At 53.7% G+C, this 22,125-nt stretch carries 18 protein-coding genes; 8 read left to right on the forward strand and 10 right to left on the reverse strand.

Annotated features, from left to right (window positions below):
• Window positions 1–114: 114 nt before the first annotated feature.
• The 6 genes from G7020_RS20065 to G7020_RS20090 form a co-directional block, all read right to left on the reverse strand.
• Window positions 115–1,077 carry an alpha/beta fold hydrolase gene (locus tag G7020_RS20065; RefSeq protein WP_181086765.1) on the reverse strand — a complete coding sequence of 321 codons (963 nt, stop codon included), beginning with the start codon at window positions 1,075–1,077 and terminating at the stop codon, window positions 115–117.
• 179 nt (window positions 1,078–1,256) lie between these two features.
• Window positions 1,257–2,438: a 6-hydroxy-3-succinoylpyridine 3-monooxygenase HspB gene (hspB, locus tag G7020_RS20070; RefSeq protein WP_064613869.1), complete on the reverse strand. Its 1,182-nt coding sequence runs from the start codon at window positions 2,436–2,438 to the stop codon at window positions 1,257–1,259.
• Window positions 2,439–2,644: 206 nt separating this feature from the next.
• Window positions 2,645–3,982, reverse strand: a complete 1,338-nt coding sequence (locus G7020_RS20075) for an MFS transporter (RefSeq protein WP_181086766.1) — start codon at window positions 3,980–3,982, stop codon at window positions 2,645–2,647.
• 108 nt (window positions 3,983–4,090) lie between these two features.
• Window positions 4,091–5,269, reverse strand: coding sequence for a 2Fe-2S iron-sulfur cluster-binding protein (locus tag G7020_RS20080; protein WP_181086767.1), 1,179 nt, complete (start codon window positions 5,267–5,269; stop codon window positions 4,091–4,093).
• Window positions 5,266–6,123: an FAD binding domain-containing protein gene (locus G7020_RS20085; RefSeq protein WP_181086768.1), complete on the reverse strand. Its 858-nt coding sequence runs from the start codon at window positions 6,121–6,123 to the stop codon at window positions 5,266–5,268. Before G7020_RS20085 ends, G7020_RS20080 begins: the two co-directional genes overlap by 4 nt.
• Window positions 6,083–8,452 carry a xanthine dehydrogenase family protein molybdopterin-binding subunit gene (locus G7020_RS20090; protein ID WP_219852776.1) on the reverse strand — a complete coding sequence of 790 codons (2,370 nt, stop codon included), beginning with the start codon at window positions 8,450–8,452 and terminating at the stop codon, window positions 6,083–6,085. Before G7020_RS20090 ends, G7020_RS20085 begins: the two co-directional genes overlap by 41 nt.
• 383 nt (window positions 8,453–8,835) lie before the next feature.
• Here G7020_RS20090 and G7020_RS20095 point away from each other — a divergent pair, with 383 nt between their 5' ends.
• The 5 genes from G7020_RS20095 (at window position 8,836) to G7020_RS20115 (ending at window position 15,218) form a co-directional block, all read left to right on the forward strand.
• Entirely contained in the window at window positions 8,836–9,816 is a 981-nt protein-coding gene (locus G7020_RS20095; RefSeq protein ID WP_181086770.1) for an IS5-like element ISPst5 family transposase, read from the forward strand.
• A gap of 203 nt (window positions 9,817–10,019) precedes the next feature.
• On the forward strand, window positions 10,020–10,916 hold the full coding sequence (locus G7020_RS20100) for a LysR family transcriptional regulator (protein ID WP_064613876.1): 897 nt from the start codon (window positions 10,020–10,022) through the stop codon (window positions 10,914–10,916).
• 312 nt (window positions 10,917–11,228) lie between these two features.
• Window positions 11,229–13,574 (forward strand): FdhF/YdeP family oxidoreductase, encoded by a 2,346-nt coding sequence (locus tag G7020_RS20105; RefSeq protein ID WP_181086771.1) that lies wholly within the window; start codon window positions 11,229–11,231, stop codon window positions 13,572–13,574.
• Window positions 13,575–13,577: 3 nt separating this feature from the next.
• A complete protein-coding gene (locus tag G7020_RS20110; protein WP_064613878.1) occupies window positions 13,578–14,180 on the forward strand; it encodes a nucleotidyltransferase family protein in 603 nt (200 codons plus the stop codon).
• 6 nt (window positions 14,181–14,186) lie between these two features.
• Entirely contained in the window at window positions 14,187–15,218 is a 1,032-nt protein-coding gene (locus G7020_RS20115) for an XdhC family protein (RefSeq protein ID WP_181086772.1), read from the forward strand.
• A 471-nt stretch (window positions 15,219–15,689) separates the two neighbouring features.
• Here the strand turns inward: G7020_RS20115 and tatA are convergent, their stop codons facing one another.
• Window positions 15,690–15,917, reverse strand: a complete 228-nt coding sequence (tatA, locus tag G7020_RS20120) for a twin-arginine translocase TatA/TatE family subunit (RefSeq protein ID WP_064613864.1) — start codon at window positions 15,915–15,917, stop codon at window positions 15,690–15,692.
• Between the two features lie 567 nt (window positions 15,918–16,484).
• Between tatA and G7020_RS20125 the strand changes: the two genes are divergently transcribed.
• Window positions 16,485–17,177 carry a TetR/AcrR family transcriptional regulator gene (locus G7020_RS20125; RefSeq protein WP_064613865.1) on the forward strand — a complete coding sequence of 231 codons (693 nt, stop codon included), beginning with the start codon at window positions 16,485–16,487 and terminating at the stop codon, window positions 17,175–17,177.
• 494 nt (window positions 17,178–17,671) lie between these two features.
• Here G7020_RS20125 and G7020_RS20130 read toward each other — a convergent pair whose 3' ends face one another.
• Window positions 17,672–18,037: a LysR substrate-binding domain-containing protein gene (locus G7020_RS20130; RefSeq protein ID WP_336509735.1), complete on the reverse strand. Its 366-nt coding sequence runs from the start codon at window positions 18,035–18,037 to the stop codon at window positions 17,672–17,674.
• A gap of 668 nt (window positions 18,038–18,705) precedes the next feature.
• Between G7020_RS20130 and G7020_RS20135 the strand changes: the two genes are divergently transcribed.
• Entirely contained in the window at window positions 18,706–19,065 is a 360-nt protein-coding gene (locus tag G7020_RS20135) for a histone-like nucleoid-structuring protein, MvaT/MvaU family (RefSeq protein ID WP_181086774.1), read from the forward strand.
• A 115-nt stretch (window positions 19,066–19,180) separates the two neighbouring features.
• On the opposite strand, the gene umuC is transcribed toward G7020_RS20135, so the two are convergent.
• Together umuC and G7020_RS20145 are read right to left on the reverse strand one after the other, a co-directional pair.
• On the reverse strand, window positions 19,181–20,461 hold the full coding sequence (gene umuC / locus G7020_RS20140) for a translesion error-prone DNA polymerase V subunit UmuC (protein WP_096269039.1): 1,281 nt from the start codon (window positions 20,459–20,461) through the stop codon (window positions 19,181–19,183).
• Window positions 20,448–20,879, reverse strand: coding sequence for a LexA family protein (locus G7020_RS20145; RefSeq protein WP_096269040.1), 432 nt, complete (start codon window positions 20,877–20,879; stop codon window positions 20,448–20,450). The genes umuC and G7020_RS20145 overlap by 14 nt, the downstream gene beginning before the upstream one ends.
• 82 nt (window positions 20,880–20,961) lie before the next feature.
• Here G7020_RS20145 and G7020_RS20150 point away from each other — a divergent pair, with 82 nt between their 5' ends.
• Window positions 20,962–21,675, forward strand: a complete 714-nt coding sequence (locus G7020_RS20150) for an SOS response-associated peptidase family protein (protein ID WP_181086775.1) — start codon at window positions 20,962–20,964, stop codon at window positions 21,673–21,675.
• Window positions 21,676–22,125: the final 450 nt, after the last annotated feature.

A 22,125-nucleotide genomic window follows, 5' to 3' on the forward strand; every position in this document is an offset into this window, starting at 1 on the left:
CATGACCGGCGAGTTAGAATGAGCCCGTTCGTTTTGTAGCTGCTAGCTAATCCGGTATACCGACCGGCAGCGCTAAACAGCTAAAGTATCGCTCTCGTACTTGGCAGCGACTGTCTATTGAGCTGTCATTACCGACCCTTCAAACCATGAAACAAGTAAGCGCGCGATGTCACTGCTGTTTTTTTCTGACATAAGCATGTGATTGTTCCCTAAAATCCCATGCTCCTCTAAAAGGAAATGAGTGACATCGTAATTTAGATCTTTTAGATAACTAACAGCTTTACTATTAGCTTCCCTCATCCAAGTCGCCTGCCCTGTCACAAAGCAGATCGGCCTATCAAAAGGATCATGGGAACCGGACAGCTCCGCCGCGCAAAGTCCGTTATCAAATACTCCAAACGAATGCTCTAATCCCGGATATCCAAGCGGCTCTACCGCAGCAACGGCTTTGACTCGATGCCCACCGATAGCCGCCAGCGCCCAACCACACGGCCCGCCTGCTGAATGCGAAACCAAAATCGTATCACCGGTGACTTCAAACAATTTCGGGGCAATCGCTTCTACATGTTGTTGAGCTGCGGTTAAGGTTGTGGCCATTACACCTTGGCTCGCCATGAACCTATCACCGGCAAGCGGCTCGTGATCAGGCCATTGATCGTGACTTTCTGCTTGTGCCCATAGACCCAAAGTTTTGGGATCGACGAATCTTTGATAAAGAGTTTCGTAATCTGGATGAGGTGTATGGGGCCCTAAAACATCAGTATTCCAGCCACTACGGCCGTGACCCGGCCTGTCTAGAACAAAAACCGAAAAGCCAGCTTTCAAAAAGTCATGTACCCACCCAGGGCGCCCGTCAGGGGTGGTCAGAAATTCCGATCCTTGCCCACCACCACCATGTACAAGCGTAATAGACAATGGATGAGGGTTGACAGGTTTGAACCATTGCACGTAAGCATTTATACCTGGAAAACTCCGACCATTGCACGACAGCGGGGCACTGGTAAGAAACATTCCACCAAAGTCGGCCAGTTCAAGATTGGTCGACGGCGCGGTTCTGAATGCCTGCTCGTCTAGCATTATATCTAGCACTCCTACTCACTATTACTTGATTTAGTTTAGCTAAGCTAAGCGGAGCCTAGGTTCATTTCCGTCTGTCACCCTCAGCCAACGAACTGTGCGACGCTAAACCCAAAACGAACGATAGCGCCGGACCGGGTTCCGCAAAGCACTAATCCGGCACGATCAACTTTCGCGTATTACAGGAACGTCTCCATGTGTTCTGGGAATCGGAGTGCGTCGCGCATTCTGTCTACATCTTTCGAGATAGCCCTAGTGTTGTCCACCCACTCGTCTTTGCCTACACCTTGCTTCTGGTGATACAAATTACGAAGGTTATCGCTGGCTCTCGGGGAAACTAACTCAATAAATTTTCTACGACGGTCGGCTTCAAAAACATCCAGGACTTCTTCGCTACGACCTTCATGGATAATTTGATTTAGCGCAGCTGTTAACGCAAACGCATCAAACATACCACCCGTTAGGCCAAGCCCTCCCGTCGGATTAGTCAAATGGGCTGCATCGCCAATTAACAGAACACGACCCAAGCGCATGGTATCTGCAACCCGCTGGTGCATACGGTACGGCGAATAGGCAACCACCTCATATGGATCGTCAGTCGGCAAAAGCTTGTTGAACATCTGACCGATACGGTCTGAAATACCATCCATGGGTAAGTTCGGATCCTCCATGAAAGTGACCCGCCATAGCGAATCACTATCAATACAGCAAATAACTGACCCGTAGACGTCATCCACCTGCATGGTGGTTTTACCAAAACCTAGACTGTCGAAATCAAACTTTGTATTTGTTGCAACGTATCGCTGCGGCCATGTTATGCCAAAGAAGTTTTGCTTCATGACCTGTTGCCGAACAAAACTGTTAGCGCCATCGGCACCAACCAGCCATCCACCCTCAATAACTTGTCCAGCGAACTGACCACCAAGTACAACCTGAACCGAATGGGAACTAATCTTATAATCAACAACGGGCGATGAATACCGAACTTCCACATTTGGGAGGGCTTTAAGATGGTTAATCAATATCTTAGAAAGCTTGTCCTGTCCTAAATGAAGCGCATATGGCAACTCGACCTCAGATTCGAGGCATTTAAGATCCCAGAAAATCATTTCGCCAGTTGAGTGCACACGCCATGCAAAGTTCTGCCTCATTAACCCTGCTGCTATGCAGTCGTCGAGCACTCCTAGACGTTTAAGATGAGGCAAAACCGGGAAGTGGTAAACAAGCGCGCGTGGGCTATCACTGGGCTGACTCTCAGCTTCTAGTACCGTTACATTCGCACCCGCCTTGCCTAATCCCAAGGCAGTTAGCAGCCCTACCGGGCCGCCGCCGACAATAATGACGCGCTTATCAATACTCATCACTTACCCTCTTATTAATTTGATTTCCGATCCCTACCGGGATGAACGAAACGCATTGCACGAATCCGGCCTCCCCCATATGACGTAAGCCGGCCGTTGGCGTAATTATATGGCTGTATATATATGTGTGTCAAACCAAGGTTGGCTGGCTTATTTTTCATTCAGTTCAGAAAATGCGTGGTTGAAAAGTTATCTGGTTTGATTATTTAACCGACATAACGGAGATCAATGCCCTTGGTCTCTTTCCAGCATGCCACCACAGCAGCCCCTACTAAGACCATGGCCACTACGTATAAATGATATACCCACCCGTAGCTTAATTCCGTTAACCATGAGTTGAGGTAGGGAGCCGTGCCTCCGAAGACTGCAACGCCAATTGACAATGAAACGCCCATTACCCGTGCTCGGTATTTCGTGGGGATTTGCTCAGTGATAGTCGCTGGCATTGTCCCGCCTATACATGCGACCAAAGCGAGCATACCGCCCTGTGCCACAAATAACGTCCAAGCCTGATCCGTTATCATAGCCATAGCCGGATAGTTCAAGAGGGCAACGGAAAGGAAGTAAAATATCGTTACAGGTTTGCGGCCAATTTTGTCGGACACGTATCCCCAACACGGTACTGCAATCAAATATACAAGCTGAGCTAGGACAGTTGCGGTAAATGCATCACTTGGATTCATTCCCCTCTGGGTTATTGCAATCACGAGCGCATACCCAGTCCAGATATAGAATGGTATCCCTACCCCGGCTTGGTAGAAGAAAATACCCACCGACCGCAGAAAAATTTTCTTGCTAGTCCATTCCCTAGGTGTTTCTGCTGCTAACCGTGAGCTGTTAGCTTTGGTTGCAAAATCCTCAAGCACTTCGCTCTCCATCATGTTTCTCCTTAAAAAAAGGACAACAATGGTAAGGAACGCGCCCAATGCGAAAGGAATCCGCCAGCCCCACGCATTCATATCTTCAGCGGATATAGCATTTGTAAGGAATGCGCCTACGAGGGACGCTAGAAGACTTCCCAGCCCGGCGCTGAAGTACATGCTGCTTGACCACAAGCCGCGTCGCTCTTTAGGTGCAATTTCCGCTAAATATGTGTACGAAGCCGTGGCCTCTCCCCCGTGAGCGAAACCTTGGAGCAATCGGGCCGCCAGGATAATCAAAGATGCCACGCCTCCAATTGATTCATATGACGGCGCGAGGGTAATAATAAGACTCCCGATACCCATCAGCACCATAGATATCAGCAGTACGCTTTTGCGACCGTATGAATCCGCGAGAGTACCGAAAACGATCCCGCCGAGGGGGCGAGAAATAAATCCAACTGCAAATATAGCCAATGTTAAAAGGAGCGCGGAGCTTGGGTCGCTCGGATCGAACATCGCCTTCGCAATATATGATGCAAAAATTGCGTAAATGGTCCAGTCGAACCACTCAAGTATGTTGCCAAGACCAGTAGCGATCATCGAGCGCGTACGCAGCACACCACCCAGTGCTTGGGTGCGTGCAGGTTCGCTAGGAGTTGTTGTTGTTGTAATATTCAACATTTAACTAGTCTTCCTATGGACTCAGCCATGACAGTCGTGACTACAGCGCGGCCCACCCCGTCACTTTTAAATTGAGAGTTCGGCCACACGTTAAGGACCAGCATTGCATCATTCTGATGGGTTTCGTCTGAAAAGTCCGGCTACCCAAGATTTTATGACCGGCCAGATAAGCGACCGAAGTCCGACAGGCGCGTTTTTTCGCTCAGTTAACGCTCCTTCGCGCAACAGTTGCTCTAGATTTTCTCCAAACATAGAAGCAAGACGTCGAACCGTTTCGATGACAATTCCGCCGCGCCCAAATTGAGCCAACGCTCCGGTGAGCTTCCATGCTAAACCTACATCTATGACTGAGCCCGACTCACCGTTTTGTCTTACCGTCCAAATGATCCGACCCGTAGCGGTGGAACCAGTCAACGCATCCCGACCCCCTACCGTCATCCAGCCTTCCCGGCGTTCATCATTCATTTCGTAAGTTCCATCGCCATTGAAATGGGCCCTAATTGGGCCTAGAGCCATGTGCATTTTTCCAGTTACTTCGTGTTCAGTTAAGCTCACAACCTCTGCCCCAGGAATACAGCTAGCGGCAGTCTTAAGGTCCCGCATAACTGCCCATGCTTCATCTGGCGGGAGGTCGATTTCCACACTCTGTGAAATTGAGTTTGGAAAGTCGTCGGGCTTAGCATCTCGCTTCAAGCTAGGTTCAGGCTTCGAAGATTCGTCAGTTTCATTGGCAACGGACTGAATAGCCTCGCGTTCCTGATGAACCACGACCGGACTTGCACTACCGGTCGGCACCTTTCCACAACTTACTGAACGAATCGCATCAACTATTCCTACATAGCCGGTGCACCGACATAGATTCCCCGCTAATTCGCGCCGAATGCGATTTTCATCAACGTCTCCCAGTCGCAACACAATATCGCGTGCCGTTATAAGCATGCCGGGGGTGCAGAACCCACATTGCAAAGCGTGCTTTTCACGGAAAGCTTTCCTCACATAGGACATCGTAGGGTCATCTTGAAACCCTTCAATGGTGGTGATATTTGAGTCATCGCAATCAACAGCAAAAGCAATACATGAGCGCTGAGGTTTGCCATCGATAAGAATCGTGCATGCGCCACAGACTCCTTGATCGCACCCGAGGTGTGTGCCGGTAAGGCGAAACTGCTCTCTTAGAACGTCCGCAAGCACATCTCTCGACGTGACTGTTGCGGCAATCTTTTCACCATTTACCGTGAGCGTGATAGAGCACGCGGACTGGTCTGGAATAACCTGGTTAATCATCATTTGTAACCCTCAATCCGCCTTATAGCTCTTTCGACCATTGTCAGGTGGATAGCTAGACGATCAGCCTCAACCTCCCGCAGCTTGCTTCGAATTTCCTTTTTCGCAACTTTCAACATCGTTTCTGGGTCGGCTGAGCCTAACTGATTTGATGTTTCGTTGAGGAATAAGGGCGGTCCATCCATTCCTCCGAGAAATGCGCGCGATACCCCTGTTGATGGATCAAAAACTACCGCACATATGGACTTGGCGAATTCGCCGGTTTTTTGGCAAAACTTCACATAAGCCCATCGAGCCGTCGCTGATAGCTTCGGAACCTCAATGCTCGCAAGGATTTCATTACGCTCAAGAGCATTTACGAAAGGAGCGATCATGAGCTCTTCCACTGGGACTTGGCGCTTCCCTTTAGCACCCTGAATGTTGCAAACCGCACCGATTGCGCTCAATGATGTTAACCAGTCCGCTGCAGGATCGGCATGGCACAAAGAGCCTCCTATGGTTCCACGGTTTCGAACGGCGCGGTACGCAATCCCTTTCGCGACATAAGAGAGGTACCGGCCAGTAACGTCTGCAGAATTCTGATCTTCTAGTACGGCATGTGTCACCGCTGCGCCGATGCGGATAGTTTTTTTCGCCTCTTGAATGTCCTGCAGCTCTGGTAAACGGCGAATCGAAACTAAATTATTTGGCCTCGCCAATCGAAGATTCATCATGGGCACTAAGGACTGTCCTCCTGCCATTGGCTTCGCCATGCCCTCTGAAACGGATAACATTTCAACAGCGCTTGAGAGTGAGTCAGCTCGCTCATAGTCAAATTTAGACGGCCTCATAATTTTCTCCCGCAGCTGCAATTGCATTTAGTATCCGTGGAGGCGTCATTGGGAGAGTGCGGACTTTGGCCCCCAACGGTAAAAGTGCATCGTTTATTGCGTTAGCAATCGCAGCTGCGGCAGGGATCGTGCCGGACTCACCGGCACCCTTCACGCCAAAGCTTGTATGCGGAGATGGACTCACGAGGTGATCGAGCCGGAAGCGGGGCACCTCCGCTGCGCCAGGAAGCAGGTAATCTAGTAGCGTCGATGCAAGTGGTTGGCCGTTCTCGTCGTACGGACTTTCTTCGAAAAGCGCTGTACCAATCCCTTGAGCGGCGCCACCGATGGTCTGGCCTTCCACGATCATAGGGTTAATACGCTCTCCGCAGTCCTCGACAATTACGTAGTCGACAATATTAACTTGACCTGTTTCTGTATCGACTTGAACCTTAACTGCGTGTGTACCATAAGCGAAGATTCCGCTATCAACCGGTACTTTGTAGCCTTCGGTAACCTCAAGGCTTTTGATATTCTGCGCACACGTTGGAAGCAAATGCGGTTTCAAATAGAACATGTGGGCGATTTCTTCAAAACTGACGCTTTGATCGCCGATGTAAGCAGCCCCTTCATCAATCTCCACGTCATCGGGATTGACTTCACCTAGCAGTCCCGCAGCGACAGTCCGAATCCTATGATTCAGAACTTTGGATGCCGCCTCTATCGCGCCTGCGCCAATTACTGCAGATCGGGATGTGAAAGATCCGACAGAATGAGGTGTTAGCTCGGTATCCCCTAAACGAACCTGAATCTTGCTTAGTTCAAACCCAGTCGCAGTGGCCGCAACTTGAGCAAGGGAGGTCTCAAGCCCTTGACCGAAACCTTGGAGGCCCAGCTTCACTTGCAGGGTTCCATCAGCGTTAACTTTAAGAGTTGCTTGATCTAACCCGGGGACAACTGGCATACCCCAAGATGAAAAGAAGCTCGCGCCGTTAGCCGTCTGCTCGTAAAACGTTGCAAAGCCAATTCCTGTTAAGGTTCGTGGCGAAGCCAAACAAGAGGATTGCTCTGATCGGAACTTGTCGAAATCTATCAATTCTCGGGCGCGTTGAAGGCTTTTTCCGTAATCACCAACGTCGAACATTTTTCCCGTAACATCGTGAAACGGCATAGACTCAGGCGGAACCAAGTTAAGCGCACGAACATCGCACGGCTCACGGCCAACGGCGTGAGCTACCGCGTCAATCACTGACTCAATCGCAAAGCATGTACCTACCCGCGCGATACCTCTGTACGGGCAAAAGCTGGGCTTATTGGTAGCCACGACATTCACCCGTGATTGGTAATGGGTGATTTGATACGGGCCAGGTAAGTTGCTTCGCGCGGAGTAGCCTTCCAGAACGGCCGTGAATGGCCAGGTGGAATAAGCGCCATTATCGATGCATATGTCGGCATCCAAACCAACAAGCCGCCCTTCGGGGGTCGCGTAGCCAGTCAGCTTGTACTTGGCTTGTCGAGTACATGCCCCAGCCACCAAATGCTCACGCCTATCCTCTACCCAACGGAAAGGCGTCCTATGCTTAAGCGCGAGCCAAGCAACAACAATTTCTTCGGGAAGGAGCTGAAGCTTATATCCGAACCCACCACCAATGTCTGGTGGAGTGACCCTTATCTTTGATTCAGGAATTCCGAGGAACTGGGCCATTCCGCTACGTACCGGATGGGGGATCTGTGTCGACATTGCGAGCACCAGCTGGTCCGCTTCGAAATCCCAATGCGCCACGATCCCCCTTCCCTCGAGTGGATGGATCGTTTGACGTGAAAGCTCGACCTCGACGTCAACAACAACTGGCGCTTCTTGTGCGAGTGAAGCTAGATCCACCTCAGTTATCATTTCTACAAAGCTGTTATTTGTCCAGCCTTCATGAAGTAGCGGCGCATTGGGTGCAAGTGCCTGGCTAACCGTGGAGAGCGCCGACATCTCTTCGATATCAAGCTGCACTTCATCCGCTAAATCTTCCGCTTGAGCGCGGTCGAGAGCCACGCAAGCAGCGATCGGCTCGCCGACAAACCTTACGCGGCCGGAGGCGAGAACCGGGCACTCGCTGTGTTGGTAACCGGGCGTGGTAACTGGCGTGGTGATTGGCTGAACCCCGACAAGATCAGCATTCGTAAAAACCCGGTTTTCCAAATATCTGGGCTTAATGATTTGGCGAATAACGCCATGCGCGACGGGACTTCTAACAAAAACGACTTCCAGCATACCCGGGAGCCTGATGTCTCCTACGAAGCGCCCGCGCCCTTGAAGATGTCGCTCATCCTCGCGCCTTTCGACTCTCAACCCGATTGAATTTGTCATAGGGGCTGTATCTCCCATTTGCGCAAGACTCAAAGCCAATCCCCGAACTGGGACAGCCAATTTATTATATGTATGACGGTATAATTACTGCCTAATGGTGTCAAGCACAGCCGATAGGATTTTCAGCTTCGCAATGCGATACCCGGCCTGTCACGTTTGCTGGCCGACAGCGCAGGTAGTTAGCACACGCGAATAGGGCGAGATCTCGGCACAGATCGCACGGACCTGAAGCTCGTTAGGTAAATGCGCATCGTCACCCCCTCGAAGTCGGCGGAACGTCAAATAACGGTACATCTGCACAGCCTCTGGGTGCCTGCACCGCGAGTCCCTTGCTAAGGATGGTCTGAAAAAGACTTCCCGAATCTGGTGAAATACGCCGATCCCGTTGCCCGAGTTTCCCGATGAAGCAAATGACCTTCGCCGACGCCGAGTACGCCGGCAAGCGCAAGCAGACCCGCAAAGAGTTGTTCCTGATCGAGATGGATCAGGTGGTGCCGTGGAAGGGTTTGATTGCCCTGATCGAGCCGCACTACCCCAAGGGTGAAGGTGGTCGTCCGGCGTATCAGCTGATGGCGATGCTGCGCGTACATTTGATGCAGAACTGGTTCGGCTACAGCGATCCGGCGATGGAGGAGGCGCTGTACGAAACCACAATCTTGCGCCAGTTTGCCGGGCTGAACCTAGAGCGTATTCCCGACGAAACCACCATCCTCAATTTCCGTCGCCTGCTGGAGAAGCACGAGTTGGCGGCCGGGATTCAGGCGGTGATCAATGGTTACCTGGGCGATCGGGGCCTGTCGCTGCGCCAGGGCACCATCGTCGATGCCACGCTGATCCATGCGCCGAGTTCGACCAAGAACAAGGACGGTAAGCGTGACCCGCAAATGCACCAGACCAAGAAGGGCAACCAGTATTACTTCGGCATGAAGGCTCACATCGGCGCGGATGCCGAGTCAGGTCTGGTGCACAGCGTGGTGGGGACGGCAGCCAACGTTGCTGACGTTACCCAGGTCGACAAACTGCTGCATGGAAAGGAAAACATGGTCGGCGCCGACGCGGGTTACACCGGCGTAGAGAAACGCCCGGAACATGAAGGCCGGGAGGTGATCTGGCAGATTGCGGCCCGCCGCAGTATGTACAAGAAGCTGAGTAAGCGCAGTGCGCTGTACAAAGCCAAGCGCAAGATCGAGAAATCCAAGGCCCAGGTGCGCGCCAAAGTCGAGCACCCGTTCCGTGTGATCAAGCGCCAGTTCGGCTACGTGAAGACACGCTTCCGTGGCCTGGCGAAGAACACCGCGCAGTTGGTGACACTGTTCGCGCTGTCGAACCTGTGGATGGCGCGCCGACATTTGCTGACGAATGCAGGAGAGGTGCGTCTGTAATGCGGGAAATGGCCGGCGCGAGGTGCTCGCGCCGGCTATAAATCCGGAAAGAGGGGATGATTTGATCGTTTTTTAGCCGAATCACCGTTTTGAAATCGGCAAGGGTTGGAGTCAGCCAGAAATACCTGACTACTTCAGACCATCCCTAACTCGTTCCTGGCGTTGAATACAATGAGCTTTGGTAAGACGGTATTGTTCTTTTAATGGATATTAAGCAGCTTAAATTTCTTGTGGCCCTCGACGAGGCCCGCCATTTCGGACAGGCGGCTTCGCTCTGTCATATCACTCAGCCTACGCTTTCCATGAGGCTGCGCAGCCTAGAACAGGAGCTGGGGTTGTCCCTAGTGGACCGAGGACAGCGCTTCGAGGGTTTTACTCCCGAGGGCAAACGTATCCTTGCGTGGGCCCGCACGCTTCTCGCAGCGCACGATGGATTACAGGCGGAGGCCTCCGCCTGCCGTGGGCAATTGGTAGGCACCTTGCGTCTAGGGGTCGTACCGTTGTGCGGGTTCGATCCGATGCGGTTAATCTCAATCTTTACTGCAAAATACCCGCATCTCCGTTTCCAGCTTTTCGCGTTGAGTAGCGAACAGATTCTTGAACGTCTCAGCAGCAACCAGCTAGAGCTGGGTCTGTCGTACCTCACCTCACTTGACCGGACCCATTTCACCAGTCTAGAGCTGGCTGAAACGCGTATGGGATTGCTCTATGACGACCGTTATTTCACTTTCGAAACGACTGAGCTCGGCTGGGAAGCGCTCGTCCGGTTACCGTTGGGGCTGCTATCGGGCGGCATGCATTTTCGCCAATCGATTGATCACGGCTTTCGTAGCCGCGGTCTTGCGGTCAGTCCACTACTGGAAACCGACGCTGTGCACATCCTCCTACAGTCTGTTCAGGCTGGCTTATTCTGCGCAGTGATACCGCTGAACAGCGGCTTGGAAGGTCATCATCAGCATCTTCGCCTGGTTACCATTGAAGATGCTCAGACTTTGGCCCCGCTAGGCCTTATTCTCCGGCGAACCGCACCTCGCTCGGCGCTTGGCGACGCTTGTTTCGCTGAAGCCCAGGCGCTGCTAGGCAGGAGTCAGATCCCATGACCCGTAACCCATGGTTTGGCTGCTGATCTTAATAGATATGCTCGATCAAGGGATCAAGCGTAACGATTAGACGCCGTTCAAGCAGCCGCATAGGCTAGGGGTTCGGTCGCCAGCAGCTAATCGGTATGGTTTATCGATTTGGAGCGAATACTTCGAAAGGCAGCCTGGGCCCCGCGATCGTGTTTCCTATCGATCACGTTCGATGGGCCGTTGGACTTTGCGTCGCTTTTGTTGGCCTCATTGGAATCCCCGGCGCGGCAGGGCGTACTTTGATAATCCGACAGACAAACCCTGGTTACGACGGAGTGCGCCATGAGCCTACAACCTGAAGGACCTCGTTATCGACCGTATGCTGGCGCAGCCGCTGGTTGGGGGGCGTTGCGCAGCGTCGGTCGCGCCTGGCTCGAAAGCAAACAACCGTTCAAGAATCTCCGTGCGTTGCGCAAGACAAACCAGCATGGCGGTTTCGACTGTCCTGGCTGCGCCTGGGGTGATTCGCCTGAAGACGGCCGCATAAAGTTCTGCGAGAACGGCGCCAAAGCGGTGAACTGGGAAGCCACCAAGCGTCGTGTCGATGCGGGTTTCTTTGCCCGCTATAGCGTCAGCCAGTTACGCGCGCAGAGCGATTACTGGCTCGAATACCAGGGCCGCCTGACCGAACCGATGCGCTACGACCGGGCCAGCGACCACTACGTGCCGGTGAGCTGGGACGCCGCGTTCAACCTGATCGGCGAACAGCTGAAGCGTCTCGACAGTCCGCAACAGGCGGAGTTTTATACGTCAGGCCGGGCCAGCAACGAGGCGGCGTTTCTCTACCAGCTGTTCGTTCGCGCCTACGGCAGCAATAATTTTCCCGATTGCTCGAATATGTGCCACGAAGCCAGCGGCGTCGCCCTTGGCCAGAGCGTGGGCGTCGGTAAAGGCACCGTAACCTTTGCCGATTTCGAACACGCCGACGCCATTTTCGTGCTCGGTCAGAACCCCGGCACCAACCATCCGCGAATGCTCGAACCGCTACGCGAAGCGGTTAAACGCGGCGCGCAGGTGGCCTGCTTCAACCCGCTCAAGGAACGTGGTCTGGAGCGCTTCCAGCATCCACAGCACGCGCTGGAAATGCTCAGCAACGGCTCCGCACCGCTCAATACCGCATTTTTCCGACCGGCCCTGGGCGGCGACATGGCCGCCTTGCGCGGGATCGCGAAATTTCTCCTGCAATGGGAGCGTGAGGCGCAGGACCAGGGAGAGCCAGCGGTCTTCGATCATGCGTTCATCAACGAACATACCGATGGCCTCGACGCCTATCTGGCGGTGCTGGACGCAACACCTTGGGCGCAGCTCGAAGCACAGTCGGGACTGAGCCTGGCTGACATCCAACAGGCTGCACAACTGTATCGGCAGGCCGAGCGGGTGATCATCTGCTGGGCCATGGGCATCACCCAGCATCATCACTCCGTGGCGACCATCCAGGAGATCGCCAACCTGCAGCTGCTACGTGGCAACCTCGGTCGCCGAGGCGCTGGGCTCTGTCCGGTGCGCGGGCACAGCAACGTGCAAGGCGACCGCACCATGGGCATCAACGAACGGCCGCCGGCCGCGCTGCTGGACGCACTGGAGAAACGCTTTGCTTTCAAGGTGCCCCGCGAGAACGGCCACAACACCGTCGAGGCGATCCAGGCCATGCTCGAAAGTCGCGCCAAGGTCTTCATTGGCCTGGGCGGCAATTTCGCCCAGGCCACGCCCGACAGCCGACGCACCCACCTGGCGTTGCAGAATTGCGATCTGACCGTCCAGATCAGCACCAAGCTCAACCGCAGCCACCTGACCATCGGGCGCGATGCGCTGATCCTGCCGTGCCTTGGCCGTACCGATATTGATTGGCAGGCCAACGGCCCACAGAGTGTCACCGTGGAAGATTCCTTCAGCATGATCCACGCCTCCTTCGGCCAGCTGCAGCCGCTGTCGGCGTTGATTCGCTCGGAGCCAGCGATCGTCGCCGGCATCGCCAAGGCGACAATCGGTAATCATCCGGTGGACTGGGAGGCGCTGATCACCGATTACGACCGCATCCGCGACCTGATCGCCGATACCATTCCCGGCTTTGCCGACTTCAGCCAGCGCCTCCAACATCCGGGCGGCTTCTATCTGGGCAACATGGCCGGCGCACGACGCTGGAATACTCCGACCGGCAAGGCGCGTTTCAAAGCCAATCCGATCCCGACGGATCTGCTACCGGAGCAGGTTCGCCTGAGCGGTCAGCAGCCCGATCTGATCCTGCAGACGCTGCGTTCGCATGACCAGTACAACACCACCATTTATGGTCTCGATGATCGTTACCGCGGCGTCAAAGGCCAGCGCCGCGTCATCTTCGCCAACGAGGCCGACATACTTCGCCTGGGCTACACATCGGGGCAAAAAGTCGACTTGCTGTCCCTCTGGAGCGACGGTGTTGAACGGCGTGTGAACGACTTCGCTCTGCTCGCCTTCGACATCCCGGCAGGGCAGGCAGCCGCTTACTACCCCGAAACCAACCCATTGGTACCTCTTGAGAGCATTGGTATCGGCAGTCACACCCCTACATCGAAGTTCATAGCCATCAAACTTATGCCTAGTACGGCTTCGAATCATAACCGGCGTATCGAAGCCATTGCTCAAGGATGATGCATGAACGCATTGACTGCTTCATCTCGGTTCGATTTCAGTACGGTCACGGTGCTTGTACTTGCGGCTGGTAAAGGAGAGAGATTCAGGGCCTCTGGGGGCACTTGCCACAAACTCGAAGCGCTTATAGCTGCTAAGCCAATGCTGTGGCATGTAATGAAGGCTGTGGATGAGTCCGGGTTACGAGCACTACTGGTACGTCCTCATGGTGGGACTGGCGGTATGGGCGAAAGCATAGCGCTAGGTGTCCGGTCGACACCTGATGCGGCTGGCTGGTTGATACTCCCAGCAGATCTGCCGCTAATTCAGGCCGGCACGTTACACCTCGTCGCGAATAGTCTGAGCCAGAACTTAATTGTTGCCCCTCACTGCGATGGGCGACGTGGTCATCCTGTGGCGTTTAGGCGTGAGCTTTACCACGATCTTGCAGCGCTCTCAGCTGATTATGGCGCCAGTTCTATCGTGCGTGCCAATCAGTCGCTTGGTCATGTCCTCGACTTGGCGGTCGAGGACATAGGCATTGCTGAAGACGTAGACACAATCACAGACCTTGTTCGCGTTGAGAAGATTCTTCGTCTCCGCGAGCATGCCGAACAAACACAATGAGGCGCTATGGAAAGTATTGACGTCATGGTGCTTCGCACCGCGCGGGACTGGCTGGCAGAAGGGCACAGAGTGCTGCTAGCCACGGTAGTTAGAACATGGGGATCATCTCCTCGTCCCGTTGGCTCCATGATGATCCTACGCGATGATGGTCGTGCAGTCGGAAGCGTATCCGGCGGTTGCATTGAGGATGACCTAATTCACTGCTACACGAAGGCATTCGGCGGACGAGGCATTCCGAATTCGATCCCTCAGGTAGTTCGATACGGTGTCAGTGCTGACGAGGCGCACAGATTTGGATTGCCGTGCGGAGGAACTCTCGAACTAGTTTTGGAGTTCATACCACCGCTCAGCTCGTTAGGCGACTCGTTAGACGAGTTGGTCAGCAGACTGGAAACTGGTCAGTTGGTGAAGCGAATTGTCCAGCTCACTGATGGCTCCGTTAGGCTTGTGAATACGGCGGAGCCTGAGTCTCTGAAATTCAATGATGCCCAGCTAATAAATACATTAGGCCCAGGTTATCGAATGCTTATTATCGGAGCTGGTGCCTTGGCGGAGCACCTCTCCACAATGGCTCTGTTCAATGGATTCAAAATAACTATTTGCGATCCACGAAGCGAGTACATCGATACTTGGTCAGTCGCGGGCGTGGAGATTAGCACCGCTATGCCTGACGATGCTGTTTATGCGTTTCGACCAGATATTAGGACTTGCATTGTGGCGCTGAGCCATGATCCGAAGCTAGATGACTTGGCACTGCTACAAGCACTTCAGAGCCCAGCATTTTACATTGGCGCAATCGGCTCTAGGCGCAACAACCGAAGCCGTCGTGACCGGCTCATAACCCATTTTGGCGAGACGGAGCATTCGCTGAAGCGGCTTCGAGGTCCCGTGGGTATCTACATTGGTAGCAAAACCCCTGCAGAAATTGCGGTCAGCGTCATGGCTGAAATAATAGCAGTCAAAAATGGCGTTGCGCTGCCCGTAGAAATGTCAATTCATCAGGCCAAGCTTGCCCAAGAGGCCGCCGCAACTGAGTAAAAATTAATGACATTTGTATATCAGCATCGACGGGTGCGGCGGGCGATAACTTTGTTTGAATCTGGGCCGCACGCTACGTGCTTTAAGATCATTGCTTCGCCCACTTTCACATACTTAGCATAGTTACCGCGTCCTGCTTCGCCACTTTCCACATGCGCGTAACTATGTTTAGGCCGTTAATTTTTGTACCCGCTCAGGCGGCTCAGCAGAAGACAAGCCCACATTGATACGGCGAGCAAAGCTGTGGCGATTGCACCCGGCGCGGCAGGCTAAATGCCAACAAAAAAGCAGTTGATAGCTGTGGCGTAAGAAACACCGATAAAGACTCAGCCGAGACAGCAGCGCGAGCGGGACCTTCATGTCCCGCCAAAGGCGCGCGGCCTACCACAAGCATATGTAAAGCTGTGCCGATACTAATTTACGCTTGGCTGTTCAGCCAGATTTAGCTCAGGCGTAACTGAGGTCGACACCTCAACTCTTCTTTGCCGGTTCTTCGGCCTTCTGGCCTTCCACGTTATAGGTAAAGCTCTGCTTTTCCACGCTTGGCTTATCCTCACTCGCTCCCATTGAATTGCGAAATCCTTTTATCGCCTCCCCCATGTCTGAGCCTAGCCCTTTCAAACGTTTACTGCCAAAAAGCATAACCACGATGAGCAATACGATGAGAAGCTGCCAGACGCTAATTCCACCAAGACCCATGCTGTGTTTCTCCGAAATGCGATGTCATAAACTTGGGCAGGCGACTCGGACGCTGACCCTAAGCTTCGCTGTTTTCGACTATGAGGTGTTACGCACTGCTAGCGGTAGTCGAACCCTTACGGTACAGGCTCGCTACAGTGAATGCCATCCGCAGCGGCCTTTTTTTTCACTTATTTCGGCCGGATGGCGAAGTCTCGTTGCCGCGGGCTTAACGGGCCGTCACACTGATCAATACAGGCGGGGTTGTTCAGTGGTCCGGTGTTTCTAAACGCAACTTTTTTGTTATGTCTATGCAGTATTAAACGCCAGCACGAACGTGGTTCTGTATATCGAGTTACTAAACTTGCTAAACCAAAAAATTAAATGAGCAAATTGTGGCTATGCGCAATTTAACTAGTGCGTATGGAGTAACTTGTTGAAATTTGAATTTTTAATTGCAATCTCTGTTGGTTTATTAACCCGGCCTCTGCTCGGGTCGTAGTGGTTGCTGGAAAAAAAATATTCAGTTTTTCATTTGTCGGAGGTATAATGAACGATTAAAGGTTAAGTGTTCAGCTAGGGTGCAGTATGTCCGGATTGAAGGCGGGTGCAGAAAAAAAACAGGTTAGCCGGCTCGGTAGGAGAAGGTTCTCAGAGCTCGGTGAAGTCGAAAATAAAGAGCTTATTCTAAACGAGGCCGAAAAGCTTTTTGCTATGCAAGGGTACTTGGGGACTAGCCTCAAACAAATAGCTCAGCAAGCTAACGTAACTCAAGCGCTTATCACATATTATTATGGAACGAAGCAGAATCTTTTTTTAGAAATTTATAGGAGGGGCCTGGCGGATATCGCTAGAAATCGTCAGCAATACCTCGATGATTTGAAAGCGGGGGGATCCGATTATGAGATTTCGGATATAATTAGAACTTACCTTAAGCCGCAATTCGAACACAGAGATGGGGGGGAGGCATGGAAGTACTTTGCGCGGTTGCAGTCCCGTTTAGTAAGTGAGCCTGACGAGGTTACTGTGCCGTTAAGGAAGGAGTTATATGATGAAGCCATTAAGGCTTATATAAAAGAGATGATGGCTTGCGAAGGTAAGGAGCATCGCGTCGCTATTAGCTGGGGGGCTGTGTTCATGATCTCAATGATTCTTTATATGCTAAGAGGTGTCGATCGTATCGGTGAGCTTACGGACGGAAGCGTCCACGCAGAATCAGAAGATGACATGATTGAAAAAATGACGTTGTTTATAGCCGGTGGAATCAACGCGCTCAAGTAAAGCGCGCCTGAGGTACCGATATGGTGGAGAATTCCCGTGATCGATGGTGTCAGGCAATTCTCTGAAGAAGCTACTTTTATAATCTGTAGCGGCGACTACATGCAATGCACTTTTTTGGCTCGCCGACCGGGTCGGCGATGAACGCTGTCACCCGGTTTTCGGTGTCGCTCGGCCGCCGTTGGACCTGTAAAAGCGCCGCGTTAGTGTTAAGCCATATTAAATTTGTAGGTGCGCTGCAAAAAAGCATCTAAACGGCGCATGGCGGAGCGATTGACTAGTTGCAGCGGCTTTTGGGCTTGCGGTTTTGTTAGGCCTGGATCAGCCGTTGACTGATTGTTGCGGGTGTGTAAGGCAGCGGCGCACAAACTCAAAGATCAGCTCGACTTTGAAAGACAGATGTTTCCGGTTCGGGAGCAGTCCGTAGACCTGGTGCGGCGTCGGCCGAAACGCTTCGAGTACCTCTAGCAGATGACGTGCGTCCAGTAGATCCATCACTACGAAGCTTGACATCCCGATAGCAAAGCCCGGCGAAGCATTACGCTGTTGTTGACGCGCAGCCTGCTTTTGAAAAGCGTCGGCGCGCTCTTGCCATCCACAGTTAGGGGCCAGCTGTCAGACGTGACCGATAGCGAATACAGCAGGCAGTTATGCCTAGCCAGGTCTCGCGGTGATGCCGGCGTCCCCTGATGCGTTAAATAGGCTGGGGAAGCGACCACTAGACGCTCGACCTTGCCGAGCGGCTTTGCAACAAGCGAAGAGTCCTGAAAGTGCGAGGCGACATGGGTCGCCCAATCAAATCCCTCTTTCGCAAGATTGACAAAACGGTCGTTCATCAATAGCTCTTGGCGAATTCCGGATATGCCTTAACGAATGGGGCTAGTTGTGGGAAAGCACCATTAATGCAAATGATGTAGGTACGCTGACTTTCAGCCCACCCTTGGGACGCAACGTTTGAGATCTAATCAATTCGAACGCAGCCCCCAACTCGTCAAGGACAGGCGCTGCCACCTTGCAGTAGGCCAATCCTCATTCCGTTGCACTTGCGCGGCGTGTAGTTCGGGTCAACAGCCGCGCACCGAGCCCCTCTTCGAGCCCACTATCAATTTGCTGACGGCCCCGCCGGTCATGTCCAAGTCTCTCGCGGCATCGGTAAACATTTCAGTTCGACACACGTCGGAGTGCACGAATGCTCAGATACTGCTCGTTCTTTCCGTTTCCCTCATCAATGCTATGCATGGCTACCTCTGCTAAAGCGGAAGAAGCCTGCTCACGTCCGCTTCCTCTATGGAATGCGCAACGTTTCTATGCAACGACCGCCGCTTGGTCACCTCCCATTCTGCTAACCCACCACGTCTTAAGTCAGGAACGTACGCACCTCTCAGCATACAAACGCTCCGTAGCGCTATTCCTGTACCAGCCTCCCGATGACTTCATCGCACTCGAAATCGGTCGACCTTCCTTTTCCCCCTTCATGTCCAAACGGTAGACTGAGACACAACACAGCAGCGTCGTTCTCAGAAGGGTACTCATGTCCAAACTCGCCGAATTCAAAGTTCTAGAAGCCCAGCTCGCAGCCCAGCTCAAGCAGCTTGATGCTCTTAGGAATGACGACAAACTCAAGCGCGAAATAGAGTTCGAGGAAAAACTCCGCAATTTGATGGGGAAATATGACGTAGGCCTGCGCGAAATTATTTCAATACTGGATCCGCAGTCCAGCCGCACCAGCACCACGCTGGTGTCTCAAGCACCTCGCCGGCAGCGTCAACTCAAGGTTTACAAGAACCCAGAAACTGGAGAAGTCGTAGAAACGAAAGGTGGCAACCATAAGATTTTGAAAGCCTGGAAAGAAAAGCACGGCGCCGACAAGGTGGAGGGTTGGCTTCAGTAAGCTATCCCGTCCAACACAAGAGGCAATGCCTGGCTTTTATCTATCCGCTTTCAGCGCCAAGCAAATCGCACTACAACCGACACTTGGAAATTCACCGGCCGTCGCATCCACTCGGCTAGTTGCAACGCACCACCCATAACTGATCCAGCCTGGTTGTGAAACTTTGGCTCATCATCTCCCGTCGCATGCCCCAGTCCGGCGCGGTGGTTACACGGCCTGGCCGGAGGGTGTTGCGGCCCCACTTGGCGTTGATTGCATCGAGCACCCCCATAACGCGCTCCGAGGCAGCAGGTTGAGTTTGGGAGAATAGATCACCGGTGTACTCGCCACGCTGGCACAGGTCCATTAGCAGGACCTCGGCCTTGCTGAACGAAAATCCCTCGCGATAGATGTGCTCCAAACCGGCGATCGCCGCTCGGACGATGTATCGGGTGTCGTCGGTGGGATACGGCAGCTCACACACCACGCCTTTCGCAAACTTAGGCTCGTCGGGATTGAACATGCCGGTCCGGATGCTGATTCGGACACGCTTGCACAGTGACTGCTGGCCCCTCAGCTTCTCGCTGGCCCTAGCAGCGTATGCCGCCACTGCCTCCTTGATTGGCTCCAGCTCGCGCAAGCGCTTGCCGAACATCCGCGAGCAGCAGATTTCCTGTTTGGATGGCGCGACGTCCTCCAGATCGAGGCACGGCGTCCCGCGCAGTTCGCGTGCGGTTTTCTCGATGACCACGCTGAATTTTTTGCGCAGGGTCCAGGCATCCGCGCTGGCTAGATCCCAAGCAGTACGTATGCCCAACCTGTTCAGGTGCTCGGTCATCCGGCGACCGACACCCCATACATCGCCGACGTCAGTCACGCGCAGCACCTTGTCGCGCCGCACCGGGTCGAGAAGGTCCACTACCCCACCCGTCTGCTTCTGCCAGCGCTTCGCTGAATGGTTCGCCAACTTGGCGAGCGTCTTGGTCCCCCCAATGCCCACCCCGACCGGGATACCCGTGCTGCGCAGTACCTCAGCGCGGATCCGCCTGCCGAGCACTTCGACGTCTGGCACACCGGTAAGGTCGGCAAACGACTCGTCGATTGAGTACACCTCAACCGCAGGCACCAGGCTCTCGATGACCGTCATGACGCGCTCGCTCATATCGCCGTACAGTGCGTAGTTGCTGGAAAACACCACAACGCCCAAACGCTCCAGGTCGCGCCGGATCTGAAAATACGGCACGCCCATCTTGATACCGAGCTGCTTTGCCTCGGTTGAGCGCGCGATTACGCAGCCGTCATTGTTCGAAAGCACGACGATAGGCGTACGGCGCAAGTCTGGTCGGAAGACACGCTCGCAGCTGGCGTAGAACGAGTTGCAATCGATGAGGGCGATTGCCCGCTCAGTACTTGCCATGGATTCGGATGCTGTATGACACCACGCCCCATACGTAGAGTTCTTCGCTTTCGAGGAGGTACCGCGGCGGGAACTTCGGATTGGCCGAGCGCAGAATGACCTGGCTGCCGGCTCGGTCGAAAATCTTGACCAGAGGCTCGTTATTCAGCGCCGCGATGATCACCTCCCCTTTCTCGGCCTCTCGTCCCCGGTCGATGATCAGAATGTCTCGGTCGAAAATGCCGACCTGGATCATGCTCTCCCCGTCTGCACGCGCCAGGTAGGTATGCGGAGCTCGGATGTTCATCAGCTCGTCGAGCGAGATGCTCCCCTCCATGTGGTCCTGCGCTGGGCTCGGGAATCCCGCGGGCACGCAGAAACTGAAAAACGGCAGTGCAATTGTGGTGGGAGCAGCAGGTCCCAATATGTGGACGGGCATGGTACAGACCTCATAACTGTATGCGCATACAGTATTCTGAGGCTAGAGCCCGGTCAATTGAACCAGATGTGCGGGGGCACCCATGTGTGGACGTTTCGCTCAGTACCGAATCGCTTATGAATATCTGGACAAGATCGCGGTGCAGCTACCTTTGCCCTTGCGTGGCGGCGTGAATCCTGAGCCGATCGGACGCTACAACGTGTGTCCGCAATCAATGGTTCAGCTCCTGCACCAGGACGATGATGGGCTGCGCATGGAGCCAGTCAAGTGGGGTTATGCCCCGTCGTGGGCACAGGGGAAACGACCATCAGCGATAAATGCCAGGGTGGAAACGGCCGCAACTAGCAGGTTTTTTCGCGACATCTGGCAAACCGGTCGCGCAATAGTGCCCGCTGATGGTTGGTACGAGTGGAAGAAGGACGCGGCCAACCCGAAGATCAAGCAGCCCTACTACATCACGCTGCGTAGCGGCGAGCCGATGTTCTTCGCAGCGCTTGGGCGGTTTCAACGAGGCGGCTCGCTGGTACCGCGAGACGGCGACGGCTTTGTTGTCATTACGTCATTCAGCGGTGCCGGCATGCTCGACATTCACGATCGGCGTCCTTTGGTTTTATCGCCGCAGTACGCCGCGCGATGGATAGACCCGCATTTGCCGCCGCGCGAAGCAGAAAAGCTCGCGCTAGAGCATGGTTTGTGCGCGGAGGAGTTCGAGTGGCATCCGGTGGGCAAGGCCGTCGGGAACGTGCTGAATGAGGGGCCCGAACTTATCGATAGGATCGACCAGCCACTGGTATAAATTAGCCAGGACGCTTTTCGGCGAGATGAAAGGCGTTTCGCTCCGATGGCCGTTAGTGACGACCAAATCAAATGCCAGCTTTTTCTAGCTCGCCACTGCATGGGCTAAAGCTACGGTGAGGCGCCATAGCTTAGAAAAGTGAGCTAGGGAATTCGCTAAATTCCGAACAGCGAACTTGAACCCACCGCTCTAGGGGCAGATAGCCCAGCTTCCGCTTACGGCCAGGAGCGGCCGGTCACCTTACTCGACATCACCCCCTTCCGCACCAAGCTCACCGGCGGGCTTAGCAATGATCTCGAGCGCAATTGGGATATCGAGCTGCTCTAGGGCCTGTTAACGCTACTGGCTTGACGGCGAGTAATGCGGGATACTTCGCGCATGATGATCACACCCGAACAATTCTCCGCCATTGAACATTGCTTCCCGCGCCAGCGCGGCAATGTCAGCTTG

Source organism: Stutzerimonas stutzeri (genome assembly GCF_013522825.1).
Lineage (GTDB): Bacteria > Pseudomonadota > Gammaproteobacteria > Pseudomonadales > Pseudomonadaceae > Stutzerimonas > Stutzerimonas stutzeri_AK.

Bases quoted from the DNA above. Each gene is read 5' to 3' on its own strand.
- G7020_RS20065 (WP_181086765.1), bottom strand. From the start codon at position 1,077: ATGCTAGACGAGCAGGCATTCAGAACCGCGCCGTCGACCAATCTTGAA.
- hspB (WP_064613869.1), bottom strand. From the start codon at position 2,438: ATGAGTATTGATAAGCGCGTCATTATTGTCGGCGGCGGCCCGGTAGGG.
- G7020_RS20075 (WP_181086766.1), bottom strand. From the start codon at position 3,982: ATGTTGAATATTACAACAACAACAACTCCTAGCGAACCTGCACGCACC.
- G7020_RS20080 (WP_181086767.1), bottom strand. From the start codon at position 5,269: ATGATGATTAACCAGGTTATTCCAGACCAGTCCGCGTGCTCTATCACG.
- G7020_RS20085 (WP_181086768.1), bottom strand. From the start codon at position 6,123: ATGCAATTGCAGCTGCGGGAGAAAATTATGAGGCCGTCTAAATTTGAC.
- G7020_RS20090 (WP_219852776.1), bottom strand. From the start codon at position 8,452: ATGGGAGATACAGCCCCTATGACAAATTCAATCGGGTTGAGAGTCGAA.
- G7020_RS20095 (WP_181086770.1), top strand. From the start codon at position 8,836: ATGAAGCAAATGACCTTCGCCGACGCCGAGTACGCCGGCAAGCGCAAG.
- G7020_RS20100 (WP_064613876.1), top strand. From the start codon at position 10,020: ATGGATATTAAGCAGCTTAAATTTCTTGTGGCCCTCGACGAGGCCCGC.
- G7020_RS20105 (WP_181086771.1), top strand. From the start codon at position 11,229: ATGAGCCTACAACCTGAAGGACCTCGTTATCGACCGTATGCTGGCGCA.
- G7020_RS20110 (WP_064613878.1), top strand. From the start codon at position 13,578: ATGAACGCATTGACTGCTTCATCTCGGTTCGATTTCAGTACGGTCACG.
- G7020_RS20115 (WP_181086772.1), top strand. From the start codon at position 14,187: ATGGAAAGTATTGACGTCATGGTGCTTCGCACCGCGCGGGACTGGCTG.
- tatA (WP_064613864.1), bottom strand. From the start codon at position 15,917: ATGGGTCTTGGTGGAATTAGCGTCTGGCAGCTTCTCATCGTATTGCTC.
- G7020_RS20125 (WP_064613865.1), top strand. From the start codon at position 16,485: ATGTCCGGATTGAAGGCGGGTGCAGAAAAAAAACAGGTTAGCCGGCTC.
- G7020_RS20135 (WP_181086774.1), top strand. From the start codon at position 18,706: ATGTCCAAACTCGCCGAATTCAAAGTTCTAGAAGCCCAGCTCGCAGCC.
- umuC (WP_096269039.1), bottom strand. From the start codon at position 20,461: ATGGCAAGTACTGAGCGGGCAATCGCCCTCATCGATTGCAACTCGTTC.
- G7020_RS20145 (WP_096269040.1), bottom strand. From the start codon at position 20,879: ATGCCCGTCCACATATTGGGACCTGCTGCTCCCACCACAATTGCACTG.
- G7020_RS20150 (WP_181086775.1), top strand. From the start codon at position 20,962: ATGTGTGGACGTTTCGCTCAGTACCGAATCGCTTATGAATATCTGGAC.